This is a genomic window from Gracilibacillus halophilus YIM-C55.5, assembly GCF_000359605.1.
Classification (GTDB): domain Bacteria; phylum Bacillota; class Bacilli; order Bacillales; family Amphibacillaceae; genus Gracilibacillus; species Gracilibacillus halophilus.
In genome coordinates this window covers 39789-52336 of record NZ_APML01000004.1, presented here as the reverse complement: position 1 = coordinate 52336, position 12548 = coordinate 39789, and the positions used below count along the sequence as shown (strand labels likewise).

The window sequence follows — 12548 nt, the reverse complement described above, 5'->3', positions numbered from 1 at the left end:
AGGAAACGAGTATGAGTTTTTTTAAGAAGTTGAAAGAAAAATTTCAATCCAATCCGTCTGATGAGAACGTATCAACAAAATATAAAGAAGGTCTTCAAAAAACGCGCAAATCGTTTTCTGAACGTGTGAATGACTTAGTGGCCCGGTATCGAAGCGTAGATGAAGACTTTTTCGAGGATTTAGAAGAAATTTTAATCGCAGCTGACGTCGGTGTATCGACGGTGATGGACTTAATCGATGAATTGAAAATGGAAGTGAAACGAAGAAATATTAAAGATACGAATGAAGTCAAACAAGTGATTTCAGAAAAACTGGTTGAGATTTATCATGGTGAGGAAGATGAAGAAGTTGCAGAACTAAATCTGCAAGAAGACGACGTTACAGTTGTCTTGTTTGTTGGCGTGAATGGTGTCGGTAAAACGACAACGATTGGGAAACTCGCTCATCAATTACAGGAAGATGGGAAGAAAGTATTGTTAGCTGCAGGTGATACGTTTCGCGCTGGTGCGATTGAACAATTGAATGAATGGGGCAATCGTGTGGGTGTCGATACGATTAAACATAGTGAAGGTAGTGACCCTTCTGCAGTCATATATGACGGAATTCAAGCTGCTCGTTCAAGAAAAGCGGATGTATTATTATGCGACACCGCAGGACGCTTGCAAAATAAGGTGAATTTGATGAATGAACTATCGAAAGTGAAACGTGTCATTGAACGTGAAGTGCCAAATGGACCGCATGAAGTATTGCTCGTATTAGATGCAACAACAGGTCAAAATGCATTAAGTCAGGCAAAAACATTTGCCGATGCAACAGATGTCAGTGGTATTGCTTTAACAAAGTTAGACGGTACAGCTAAAGGCGGGATCGTTTTAGCCATTCGAAATGAACTAGGCATTCCTGTGAAATATGTTGGTCTTGGTGAACGAGTGGAAGATTTACAAACGTTTGACCCGCAAGCATTTGTTTATGGACTGTTTGCTGATATGATGGATGAAGAATAAAAGATTCGAAGTAGGCTACGGTTATCGTAGGAAGATGTAGGCGAGGTGTCTGAAATGTTAGAGAAAACGACGAGAATAAATTTTCTATATGATTTCTATCAGTCATTACTAACGCCTAAACAGCGAAGTTATATGGAAATGTATTTTATTGAAGATTTTTCGCTAGGAGAAATTTCTGAAACAAAACAGGTTTCACGACAAGCGATTTATGATAATATACGACGTACGGAAGAAATGTTAGAAGAGTATGAGGATAAATTAATGTTGTACCAAAATTTTTTGGAACGGCAGAAGTTAATTCAAGATTTAGAGATAGAATTACAAGAACAACCGAATCCATCCATTCGTACCATTGTGGAACGATTAAAAGAATTAGAATAGGAGGCGAGTATCATGGCATTTGAAGGCTTAGCCGACCGCCTACAAAATACGATACAAAAAATAAAAGGTAAAGGAAAAGTCACTGAGCAAGATGTGAAAGAAATGACGAGAGAAGTTCGACTCGCGCTGTTAGAGGCCGATGTGAACTTCAAAGTAGTAAAAGACTTTATTAAGAAAGTGAAAGAACGCGCAGTAGGGCAAGAAGTGATGGAAAGTCTTACTCCTGGTCAGCAAGTGATTAAAGTCGTGAAGGAAGAACTTACCTCTCTTATGGGAGAAGATGAAAGTAAAATTGCTGTAGCTGATAAACCACCAACTGTCATCATGATGGTTGGACTTCAAGGTGCAGGAAAAACCACCACGACCGGGAAACTAGCGAACCTTCTACGTAAGAAATATAACCGTAATCCTTTATTAGTTGCAGCAGATGTGTACCGACCAGCTGCGGTTGACCAATTGGAAACGCTAGGAAAACAATTAGACATTCCAGTTCACCAAGAAGGAACACAAGCAAATCCTGTTGATATTGCGAATCGTGCAATGGAAAAGGCGAAAGAAGAGCACTTAGATTATGTGATCGTCGATACGGCAGGGCGCCTGCATGTTGATGAGGATTTAATGAATGAACTCTCACAAATTAAAGAAAATGTCCAACCCGATGAGACGTTTTTAGTTGTGGATTCAATGACAGGTCAAGACGCTGTGAACGTGGCAGAAAGCTTTAACGACCAGTTAGATATTAGCGGTGTGATTCTAACGAAGCTCGATGGAGATACACGCGGTGGCGCGGCATTATCGATTAAAGCGGTCACCGAAAAACCGATCAAATTTGCGGGTATGGGTGAAAAGCTTGACGAACTGGAAGTGTTTCACCCAGAGCGGATGGCTTCACGTATTTTAGGAATGGGTGATGTCCTTTCCTTAATTGAAAAAGCAGAAGAAAATGTGGATGAAAAACGTGCGAAAGAATTAGAACAAAAGATGCGTTCAGCTTCGTTTACATTTGATGATTTCCTTGAACAGATGGGCCAAGTGCGAAATATGGATCATTGGAAGACTTAATTGGCATGATTCCTGGTGCGAATAAAATGAAAGGCTTAAAAAATGCTAATTTTGACGAGAAACAATTAACCCATGTCGAAGCGATTATTCAATCAATGACAGCCCAAGAAAGACAAGATCCTAGTATTATAAATGCGGGTCGCCGCAAAAGGATTGCGAAAGGTTCAGGTCGAACGGTTTCTGAAGTCAACCGACTACTAAAACAATTTGAAGAAATGAAAAAAATGATGAAACAAATGTCCAATATGCAACAAGGGAAAAAAGGAAAGAAAGGGAAGAAGATGAAAGGCATGAACTTCCCATTTATGTAGAGTTTTAAAAAAATTTAGTGTGTAAGGTAAAAATCCTTTACAGACATTTTTTCTTCTGTTACAATTCTATTTTGTATGAGAGATTAAATGGAGGTGTAACATATGGCAGTAAAAATTCGCCTAAGAAGAATGGGTTCAAAAAGAAATCCTTTCTATCGTATAGTTGTTGCTGATTCTCGTTCACCACGTGATGGACGTATTATTGAACAAATTGGCACATATAACCCGGTGGTTAACCCGGTTGAAGTCAAATTAGATGAAGACAAAGCACTTGATTGGATGCAAAAAGGTGCAAAGCCAAGCGATACGGTACGTAACCTATTCTCAACAGAAGGCATCATGAAGAAATTTCACGAATCTAAAAATCAATAAAAGTAGTGTGATCACATGAAAGCCTTAATTGAAACAATGATAGAACCATTAGTCGATCATCCGGAAGCAATCAAGATATCAGAAAAGGAAGAGATGAATAAGATTGTTTATCATCTGCAAGTACATGAAGATGATGTCGGTAAAGTGATCGGAAAAAATGGACGTATTGCCAAGTCGATTCGTACAGTAGTCTACGCTGCTGGTATGAAATCTGATAAAAAAATCTATCTTGATATTATGTAACAGAGGGAGGGGAATACCTCCCTCTTCTTTTCTGAGTGATGACACAGCTTTATCTTTGATTAAAAATTTGCTATTCTTTAATGGAGTCCATTCAAATATCGTAAAAGATGAGAAAGGATGAGATCAATGAAAGTCATCCGTAAAGTTGCGATTAAGCAAGAAGTGACAGAGAATAGTAAAGAGAAGTTAAAAAAAGATTATGAATGGAAGATCTTTCAGTACGAACAAGAATGTGAACAGCTCGTCTTTGAACAGAAAAAGCTTGAGCAACAACAAACTGTCCAGAAAAAAGAAGATATTGCTGCGAGATTTAAAAAAGAAATCGATAGCCGAAAAGACCATATAAATTGGTATAAATATAAATTAGAACAACTTGATCTCTTACCGATCGGAAATCAGATTCACGATGGTGAAATCGATGCAATCGTAGAAGTCGAAGAAGGTATGAATTGGGAAGAAATGCAAAAGAATGCCTCGATTGTTATACGGGACGGGATTGTTGTCAACATTACAGAGTAAGGTGATCATCAAATGAGTGAAGAATTCCTTAATGTCGGTAAAATCACGAATACACATGGAATAAAAGGTGAAGTCAAAGTCATTCGGATTACGGATTTCGATGAACGGTTTGAACCAGGAGCAAAACTTTGGCTCGGTGAAGAAAAACAATCAGAATATGTTCCAGTTACAGTCGCTCATCATCGTTTACATAAACAATTCGATCTTTTACAATTTAAAGAATTTCGAACGATTAATGAAGTTGAACCATTTAAAGGGGCAATGATTAAGGTGAATAAAGATGAATTGCCTTCTTTAGCAGAAAATGAGTTTTATTACTATCAGATTATTGGTTGTTCTGTCTACACGCTTGATAACAATTACGTAGGAGAAATTAAAGAAATTCTTTCACCTGGAGCGAATGACGTTTGGGTTGTCACAGATCAAGAGAATGAATATTATATCCCATATATTGCAGACATCGTAAAAAAAATTGATGTTACACAACAATTGATTTGGATCGAACCAATGGAAGGACTTTTTGACTAATGCATATTGATATATTAACTTTATTTCCAGAGATGTTTGATGGTGTGTTTCAATCATCAATGATGAAACGCGCTTATGAAGCAAATGTTTTCGATTATCGTTATGTGAACTTCCGTGATTATACAGATGACAAACATCATAAAGTTGATGACTATCCATACGGTGGTGGCGCGGGAATGGTATTAAAGCCACAACCGATTTTTGATGCAGTAGATGCTGTAAAACAAAGCACCGATCATCCGCCACGCGTGATTTTAATGTGTCCACAAGGTGAATCTTATCACCAACAAAAAGCGGAAGAATTGGCGCAAGAAGACCATTTAATTTTTATTTGTGGTCATTATGAAGGTTATGATGAGCGGATTCGCAACCATTTGGTGACTGACGAAATCTCGATAGGTGATTATGTGTTAACCAGTGGTGAAATCGGTGCTATGACGGTCATTGACAGTGTCGTTCGGTTGCTTCCTGGCGCGCTCGGTAATGATCAGTCAGCGAAACAAGACTCATTTTCTTCAGGACTACTAGAACACCCGCATTATACGCGGCCGGCAAATTTTCGAGGGCTAACGGTACCAGAGGAATTATTGTCTGGAAATCATGCATTAATTGAAAAGTGGCGTCGCAAAGAATCATTGAAACGAACGTTTTTTCGACGCAGGGATCTGTTGGAAGAGATTGAATTGTCTGAAGAAGAGAAAAAGTGGATGGAAGAGTGGAATCATTTGAAGTTTTAGTTGATCTCATGAATATAATATGTTATATTCATAGCTGTGCTTAAGTCGATACTTAAGTTTGAAAAACGATGTTCCGCTGTCTAAGGTTAGGCAAGAGCATTAGTTTGGAAGGGGTGTAAAAGATGCAAAACATTATTGAAGAAGTAACAAAAGATCAGTTACGTACGGACTTACCAGATTTCCGTGCAGGTGATACGGTAAAAGTTCACGTGAAAGTTGTTGAGGGAAACCGTGAACGTATTCAGGTATTCCAAGGTATTGTCATTAAGCGTCAAAATGGCGGTATTAGTGAAACTTTTACAGTACGTAAAGTATCTTATGGTATAGGGATTGAACGTACATTCCCTGTTCATTCACCACGAATTGATAAAATTGAAGTTGCCCGTCGTGGTCGTGTTCGTCGTGCGAAGCTTTATTATCTACGTAATCTTGTTGGAAAAGCAGCACGTATTAAAGAACTTCGTTAATTATGATTGGAATCGTGAAAGGAGCTTGCATTGTCAGGCTCCTTTTTCTACTACATAGAAATGACCAGCAAATGTGAGAAGGGGATTCCTACATGTCTAGCAAAAAAGTTGATTGGAAGGAATGGATACGAACGATCATCATTACCGTTGCAGTTTTTTTATTATTGCGAATATTTATTGTTATGCCGATAGTTGTCGAGGGACCATCCATGGAACCAACGTTGCAAAACAGTGATCGTTTAATCGTCGAAAAGGTCAGTAAGCATTTTACTGATATTCAGCGATTTGATGTCATTGTATTTCATGCAACTTCAACACGTGACTATATCAAACGAGTCATTGGCCTTCCTGGTGAGACGATTGCGTATCGAAATGATAAGTTGTATGTAAATGATGAATTTGTGGAAGAGCCTTTTTTAGCAGAAGCGAAACAACATTTAGCAGAAGAGGAATCATACACAACGGACTTTACCTTAGCAGAAGATGTCCCAGGGAATTATGAAACGATTCCAGAAGGATATGTGTTTGTGTTAGGTGATAACCGACCAGATTCGACCGATAGTAGACGTTTAGGACTAATCCCTATCGAGCAAGTGGTAGGTCAAGCATTATTTACTTATTGGCCCATCAATAGTTGGCAGTGGATAGAATAATCAGCAATGAGTGAGGTGGAAGCATGACGATTCAATGGTTTCCTGGACATATGGCCAAAGCAAAACGTGAAGTTGAGGAAAAATTAAAAGTCGTCGATTTTGTGATCGAATTAGTGGATGCTAGGGCTCCGCTTGCTTCACAAAACCCGATGCTACAACACACGTTACAAAATAAAGATAAATTGATTGTGTTAATGAAAAAAGACCTTGCCGATGAAGCAGTCACCGAACAATGGCTAGAGCAGTTAACGAACGATCAACACAATGCGATCACGGTAGATGTGAATCAAAAGCAAGATATTCAACACGTGATTCAAGCAGCTAAAACATTAGCAAATAAATCTTTGGAAAAATGGAAGCGAAAAGGATTGAGACCACGACCTGCCCGAGCAATGATTATCGGTATCCCTAATGTAGGGAAATCAACGTTTATTAATCGATTGGCGCATAAAAAAATTGCGAGTACAGGCGACCGACCAGGTATCACCAAAAAACAAGCATGGATTAAGGTAAAAAAAGAATTCGAATTGCTTGATACACCTGGCATTTTATGGCCGAAGTTTGAGGAAGAAATTGTGGGGTATCGATTAGCTGCAATAGGTACGATTAAAGACCAACTGTTACCGACCGAAGACGTTGCGGCATTTATTCTTCAATATATGAAAGACCATTATCCGAACCAATTGTCCGAACGCTATCAACTAAATGATCCATCAATTGACGTCGATTCATTATTTCAACATATAGGAACGAAACGGGGATGTTTAGAAGCTGGAGGAAATGTAAACGAAGAAAAAGTTGCCGATATTATATTACAAGATCTGCGGACAGGTAAGTTGGGTTCAATTAGTTTAGAACAACCCGACTATCAAATTGAAGAAGAATGATGACGTACATTATGGAACGACTCAACAGCCAAACAATGAATAGAGCCGTCGGTATACCCGAATTTTATCATGATGTAATAAGATAAAGTTCGGGTTTTATTTGAGTTTGTACTACCTTGGTCTCAACCACTTTATTTTCTATAAAAATATCCGATAATATATAAAATGAGGGATGCATCGTGAATGTGGATGGGAGTATTCAAGAACTAAAAGCCTATGTTGAAACTCATTCCTTAACAGAAGATGAAAAAGACTTGTTAAAGAATGATCATCGCAAAGGCGTTCAGCGATTATATCAGCAGTATTTGAAAAAAGAACAGAAAGAACAACAAATGATCGAACGTTTTCATGCTATGCGAACAATGGAAATGGAACTATGGCGCTCAGGTAAGCAATATGTGGTTGGCGTTGATGAAGTAGGAAGAGGTCCTTTAGCTGGGCCGGTAGTAGCTGCTGCTGTTGTTTTGCCGGAAACATTCTATTTGCCATCGATCAATGACTCTAAACAACTGAGTAAAGCCAAAAGAGAACAATTTTATCAATATATTGTTTCATCAGCTATCGATTATCAAGTTAGTTTTGTGTCTCCTACTGAAATAGATACCATCAATATTTATCAAGCAACGAAGAAGGCGATGAAAACAGCCATCCTACAATTGCCAGTACAGCCAACGTACATTCTTACGGATGCCATGGAATTAGAAGGCTTACCATGTCCGAGTGAAGCAATCGTTAAAGGTGATCAAAAAAGCATTTCAATCGCAGCAGCTAGTATAGTAGCTAAGGTGACAAGAGATACATATATGGAAGAATTGCACGCGAAAGTTCCGCAATATCAATTTGCTAAAAACAGCGGGTATGGAACGAAAGAACATATGGATGCGATTGAACAATATGGGATTTCGTCCTATCATCGCCAATCTTTTTTGCGAAAGAAAAACGCGTAAGGATGTATGCCCCGTCTTATGAGAAGGAGGCTCAAATATGGTGGAAATGAATGCATTTCGTAGTATGTTAAGCTCATCGGTTCAAAAATCAGGTCAAACACAACCATTACGTCCTGGACAAATGCTCATGGGCAATATATTAGAATTGTATCCGAATCAAAAAGCAGCTATTCAATTGGGCGGTAAACAAGTAGTGGCGCAATTAGAAACGGCTTTAACGGCAAGGAAACAATATTTATTTCAAGTGTCCTCAGTTGGCGATGTGATCCGTTTACGGAAAATTACTGATGCACCACAGCAAAGTGAACAAGGCCTAGATCGTCTATTGCAACAATTAGGGGTGTCCACTAATCGTCAGACAAAAGCCTTTTTTCAACAAATGCTCACTCAAGGTGTACCGTTTACGAGGGAGAGTGGTCAGCAAATTGCTTCATTACTCGCTACGTTTGGTAATGACTCATCCTCTCAACAATTATTATTATCCATGATCAATCGCCGCTTGCCATTAACCGATCAAGTGTTTCAAAGCTTGCAACAATATCAAACGAGCAGTATAACAGAGCAGATGTCTTCGCTACAAAACATGATTCAATCTTCATCGGACAGTACAGGGGATATGCGACAAAGCTTGCAACGACAATTGCAATTTTTCACAAATCAGCAGTCAACAAATCAAATATCTCAACCATTGCAAACAATGATACAACAGCAAGGACAAGCGATATTTTCCTTGTTGCAACGTATGGGTGGGTTGCCAAGCGATATGACATTGAATCATTTCCAACAGCAAATCAATCAATCATTAAGCGCGACGAGTCACAATGTAAACCAGGCAAATCTATCATTATCTGCCATTCAATCTCGCTTGCAATCGGCTTTACAGACGCAAGTATCATTACAGCCATCAGATCATCAAGTATTACAACGAGTCACACAACAACTCTCACAAATCAGTGACAATCCATCTCAATCGATTGTCACGAATGTAAAGTCGATGATGGAATCACAAGGATTGTATGCAAAAATTCAACCCGCTCTCACATCAAGTGAATCACTTTCGTTACAAAGCTGGAGGCAAAGCGGACAACCATCGATTCAACAAACGCAATCGGTGGAACATCTATTGAATCGCGTACAAACGCAACAATTACCACAAGGGGATCAACAATTAGCGAGAGAATTGTTGTTACATTTGAGTCGTATGAGAGTAACAGAATCATTACCTGTGAAAGACGAATTTGTTCATTTGATGAAGCAATTTGTGCAAACAAGTGGTATTCAAGATGAAGCGCAAATGATGCAACAAAATAAAGATCAAAATTTTTCAATCAAACAAATGTTGATGTTACTCAATCAGCAAGGTCAAGAAGGGGCAGTGAGTGAAAGAGCAACACGTTTGTTGCAGTCATTAACTGGCATGCAGCTGCATATGGCCAATCAAGACGTAAATTTGTCACAAGTAGCGCTACAAATTCCTGCTGAACGGTTTGGCTTAGCAAAAGATATTCAATTGCAGCTAGAAGGAAAGCCGAAAGAAACAGGTGGTAGTGAAATTGATCCGGATTTTTGTCGCATTTTATTTCATTTAGATTTAGAGAGAATGGGAGAAACGATGATGGCTGTGTCGATTCAAAAACGAATGATACGTCTAACCGTCTATAATGATCAAAAAGAAACAAAAGCTTTATTATCGAGCTTTGAACCGTTGCTTCGCAATAAATTGGAGCTATTAGGTTATCAACTTTCTTCTGTTCATTGGAAGGAAATGACCGGGTCAGAGCATACTTTTACGACGTCACAACCATCACCTATGAACCAATACACTCAGGAAAGGATTGACTTTCGCGTATGACGAACGATCAATTTTATCGAAAAAAAGCAGCTGCCTTACATTATGATCAATCATATGATCAAGCACCAAAAGTAACAGCAGCAGGAAAAGGATACATGGCTGAATCGATTATCGAAGAAGCGAAACAAAGTAATGTGCCGATCCATGAAGATCCATCTTTGGTATCCATTTTGTCTGAATTAAATATCAATGAGACAATCCCCGAAGAATTATATCAAGTTGTTGCCGAAGTATTTGCCTATATCTATCAAGTCGATCAATCCGTAAAAAAAGACCATTCGACGACATCACATGAATCATAATACAAAATGGTAGTTAAATGATACGATTTTCATATGTTTATAGTCTTTTGTGGACAATGAACAGTAGTTTTTTATACAATATAGTTGCAGTGATTAATTGATGGGAGGATGAAAGATGAATATTCACGAGTATCAGAGTAAAGAGATTTTACGCGAATACGGTGTTGCTGTTCCGAATGGGAAAGTAGCTTATTCGGTCGATGAAGCGCTTGAGAAGGCCGACGAGCTTCAGACAGATGTAGCCGTTGTCAAAGCACAAATCCATGCTGGTGGTAGAGGAAAAGCAGGTGGTGTAAAGGTTGCCAAAAATCATGATGAAGTTCGTACATATGCGGATGAAATTTTAGGCAAAACGCTCGTTACACACCAAACAGGTCCTGAAGGCAAAGAAGTTAAGCGATTACTTATTGAAGAAGGCTGTGACATAAAGCAAGAATACTATATTGGTTTAGTCATGGATCGACAGACATCTCGTATTACGATGATGGCCTCAGAAGAAGGCGGGACAGAGATAGAGGAAGTGGCTGCAAAAACACCAGAGAAAATTTTTAAAGAAGAAATTGATCCAGTCACTGGACTTTTACCATATCAAGCACGTCGACTTGCATTTCATATTAATATCCCGGATGAATATTTATCGAAAGCGGTTAAATTTATGATGGGCTTATATCAAGTCTTTGTTGACAAAGATTGTTCAGTTGCTGAAATCAATCCACTTGTCACAACTGGTGATGGCGAAGTTTTAGCGTTGGATGCTAAATTAAACTTTGATGATAATGCTTTATTCCGTCAGAAAGATATTATGAATTACCGTGATCTTGATGAAGAAGATGACAAGGAAATTGAAGCATCGAAATATGATCTAAGTTATGTGGCATTAGATGGAAATATAGGTTGTATGGTGAATGGGGCAGGACTGGCGATGTCCACCATGGATATTATTAAATATTATCATGGCGAACCAGCAAACTTTTTAGACGTTGGTGGTGGTGCATCAACGGAGAAAGTGACCGCAGCCTTTAAAATTATTCTATCGGATGAAAATGTAAAAGGTATATTTGTAAATATATTTGGTGGCATTATGAAATGCGATGTCATTGCAGAAGGGGTAGTTGCTGCAACGAAAGAAGTTGGATTAGATATACCTCTTGTTGTTCGTTTAGAGGGAACGAATGTTAAACGTGGCAAAGAGATTCTTGCTGATTCTGGTTTGAATATTACACCAGCGGAATCAATGGCAGATGGTGCAGAGAAAATCGTTTCATTCGTGCAATAAGAAGAATTATCGCTTAAAGCTATAAAAAGGAGGATCAAGTCATGAGCGTATTTATTGATAAAAATACAAAAGTGCTTGTTCAAGGGATTACTGGTTCAACAGCGCTTTTTCATACAAAACAAATGCTGGATTATGGGACGAATATTGTAGCAGGAGTCACACCAAAAAAAGGTGGAACGGAAGCAGAAGGCGTTCCTGTTTTTAATACGGTTGAGGAAGCGGTTCAACAGACTGGTGCCAACGCTTCGGTCATTTATGTACCTGCTCCATTTGCAGCTGATGCGATTATTGAAGCAGTTGATGCGGAAATGGATCTCGTCATTTGTATTACAGAACACATTCCCGTTATGGACATGGTAAAAGTAAAACGATATATGGAAGGGAAGAAGACACGCTTAGTTGGACCAAATTGCCCCGGTGTGATTACGCCAGATGAATGTAAAATTGGTATTATGCCAGGCTACATTCACAAAAAAGGACATATCGGTGTTGTTTCCCGTTCTGGTACGTTAACTTATGAAGCTGTGCACCAATTATCAGAAAATGGATTTGGTCAATCGACTGCAGTTGGCATTGGCGGTGACCCTGTAAATGGGACCGATTTTATTGACGTATTAAAAGCATTTAATGAAGACGAGGAAACAGAGGCCGTCATGATGATTGGTGAAATTGGTGGAACAGCTGAAGAAGAAGCTGCCGAATGGGTGAAAGAGAATATGACCAAACCAGTCGTTGGATTTATCGGTGGCGCAACAGCACCACCAGGAAAACGTATGGGGCATGCTGGTGCGATTATTTCCGGTGGTAAAGGCACAGCTGATGAAAAAATTCAAACGATGAATAGCTGTGGGATTCAAGTAGCAGAAACCCCGGCTGTCATGGGTGAAACGATGATTAATGTGTTAAAAGAAAATGGTTTATATGAAAAAGCTAAAATAAACTAAGTAACGACAAGAGAGGCTGAGACTAAACGCAAACATGTAACGACGACGGTTTCGATGGATGGT

At 38.9% G+C, this 12548-nt stretch carries 15 protein-coding genes and 1 pseudogene; all 16 read left to right on the top strand.

What is annotated here, in order from left to right; translation table 11 throughout:
* Positions 1-11: 11 nt before the first annotated feature.
* Positions 12-1004: a signal recognition particle-docking protein FtsY gene (gene ftsY / locus J416_RS00880; RefSeq protein ID WP_003462975.1), complete on the top strand. Its 993-nt coding sequence runs from the start codon at positions 12-14 to the stop codon at positions 1002-1004.
* A 54-nt stretch (positions 1005-1058) separates the two neighbouring features.
* On the top strand, positions 1059-1385 hold the full coding sequence (locus J416_RS00875; protein WP_003462963.1) for a putative DNA-binding protein: 327 nt from the start codon (positions 1059-1061) through the stop codon (positions 1383-1385).
* 12 nt (positions 1386-1397) lie between these two features.
* Positions 1398-2758: pseudogene (gene ffh / locus J416_RS00870) on the top strand (signal recognition particle protein).
* Between the two features lie 102 nt (positions 2759-2860).
* On the top strand, positions 2861-3130 hold the full coding sequence (rpsP, locus tag J416_RS00865) for a 30S ribosomal protein S16 (protein ID WP_003462943.1): 270 nt from the start codon (positions 2861-2863) through the stop codon (positions 3128-3130).
* 15 nt (positions 3131-3145) lie between these two features.
* Entirely contained in the window at positions 3146-3373 is a 228-nt protein-coding gene (locus J416_RS00860; RefSeq protein WP_003462942.1) for a KH domain-containing protein, read from the top strand.
* A gap of 126 nt (positions 3374-3499) precedes the next feature.
* Positions 3500-3892: a YlqD family protein gene (locus J416_RS00855; protein WP_003462941.1), complete on the top strand. Its 393-nt coding sequence runs from the start codon at positions 3500-3502 to the stop codon at positions 3890-3892.
* A 12-nt stretch (positions 3893-3904) separates the two neighbouring features.
* Positions 3905-4420 (top strand): ribosome maturation factor RimM, encoded by a 516-nt coding sequence (gene rimM / locus J416_RS00850; RefSeq protein WP_003462940.1) that lies wholly within the window; start codon positions 3905-3907, stop codon positions 4418-4420.
* Positions 4420-5157, top strand: a complete 738-nt coding sequence (gene trmD, locus J416_RS00845) for a tRNA (guanosine(37)-N1)-methyltransferase TrmD (protein ID WP_003462938.1) — start codon at positions 4420-4422, stop codon at positions 5155-5157. The genes rimM and trmD overlap by 1 nt, the downstream gene beginning before the upstream one ends.
* 122 nt (positions 5158-5279) lie before the next feature.
* Complete coding sequence (gene rplS / locus J416_RS00840) at positions 5280-5624, top strand: 50S ribosomal protein L19 (RefSeq protein ID WP_003462936.1); 345 nt, start codon at positions 5280-5282, stop codon at positions 5622-5624.
* A 92-nt stretch (positions 5625-5716) separates the two neighbouring features.
* Entirely contained in the window at positions 5717-6277 is a 561-nt protein-coding gene (gene lepB, locus J416_RS00835; protein ID WP_003462935.1) for a signal peptidase I, read from the top strand.
* Positions 6278-6300: 23 nt separating this feature from the next.
* Positions 6301-7164 (top strand): ribosome biogenesis GTPase YlqF, encoded by an 864-nt coding sequence (ylqF, locus tag J416_RS00830; protein WP_003462934.1) that lies wholly within the window; start codon positions 6301-6303, stop codon positions 7162-7164.
* A gap of 179 nt (positions 7165-7343) precedes the next feature.
* Positions 7344-8111, top strand: a complete 768-nt coding sequence (locus J416_RS00825) for a ribonuclease HII (RefSeq protein WP_003462933.1) — start codon at positions 7344-7346, stop codon at positions 8109-8111.
* Between the two features lie 37 nt (positions 8112-8148).
* Entirely contained in the window at positions 8149-9963 is a 1815-nt protein-coding gene (locus J416_RS00820) for a hypothetical protein (protein ID WP_003462932.1), read from the top strand.
* A complete protein-coding gene (locus tag J416_RS00815) occupies positions 9960-10265 on the top strand; it encodes an EscU/YscU/HrcU family type III secretion system export apparatus switch protein (protein WP_003462931.1) in 306 nt (101 codons plus the stop codon). The genes J416_RS00820 and J416_RS00815 overlap by 4 nt, the downstream gene beginning before the upstream one ends.
* 115 nt (positions 10266-10380) lie before the next feature.
* Complete coding sequence (sucC, locus tag J416_RS00810; RefSeq protein WP_003462930.1) at positions 10381-11541, top strand: ADP-forming succinate--CoA ligase subunit beta; 1161 nt, start codon at positions 10381-10383, stop codon at positions 11539-11541.
* A gap of 41 nt (positions 11542-11582) precedes the next feature.
* Positions 11583-12485 carry a succinate--CoA ligase subunit alpha gene (gene sucD / locus J416_RS00805; protein ID WP_003462929.1) on the top strand — a complete coding sequence of 301 codons (903 nt, stop codon included), beginning with the start codon at positions 11583-11585 and terminating at the stop codon, positions 12483-12485.
* Positions 12486-12548 lie beyond the last annotated feature (63 nt).

Coding starts and splice junctions, on each gene's coding strand:
- J416_RS00860 (WP_003462942.1), top strand. CDS start 3,146: ATGAAAGCCTTAATTGAAACAATGATAGAACCATTAGTCGATCATCCG.
- J416_RS00855 (WP_003462941.1), top strand. CDS start 3,500: ATGAAAGTCATCCGTAAAGTTGCGATTAAGCAAGAAGTGACAGAGAAT.
- J416_RS00820 (WP_003462932.1), top strand. CDS start 8,149: ATGGTGGAAATGAATGCATTTCGTAGTATGTTAAGCTCATCGGTTCAA.
- J416_RS00875 (WP_003462963.1), top strand. CDS start 1,059: ATGTTAGAGAAAACGACGAGAATAAATTTTCTATATGATTTCTATCAG.
- lepB (WP_003462935.1), top strand. CDS start 5,717: ATGTCTAGCAAAAAAGTTGATTGGAAGGAATGGATACGAACGATCATC.
- ftsY (WP_003462975.1), top strand. CDS start 12: ATGAGTTTTTTTAAGAAGTTGAAAGAAAAATTTCAATCCAATCCGTCT.
- ylqF (WP_003462934.1), top strand. CDS start 6,301: ATGACGATTCAATGGTTTCCTGGACATATGGCCAAAGCAAAACGTGAA.
- J416_RS00815 (WP_003462931.1), top strand. CDS start 9,960: ATGACGAACGATCAATTTTATCGAAAAAAAGCAGCTGCCTTACATTAT.
- sucD (WP_003462929.1), top strand. CDS start 11,583: ATGAGCGTATTTATTGATAAAAATACAAAAGTGCTTGTTCAAGGGATT.
- rimM (WP_003462940.1), top strand. CDS start 3,905: ATGAGTGAAGAATTCCTTAATGTCGGTAAAATCACGAATACACATGGA.
- rplS (WP_003462936.1), top strand. CDS start 5,280: ATGCAAAACATTATTGAAGAAGTAACAAAAGATCAGTTACGTACGGAC.
- sucC (WP_003462930.1), top strand. CDS start 10,381: ATGAATATTCACGAGTATCAGAGTAAAGAGATTTTACGCGAATACGGT.
- rpsP (WP_003462943.1), top strand. CDS start 2,861: ATGGCAGTAAAAATTCGCCTAAGAAGAATGGGTTCAAAAAGAAATCCT.
- trmD (WP_003462938.1), top strand. CDS start 4,420: ATGCATATTGATATATTAACTTTATTTCCAGAGATGTTTGATGGTGTG.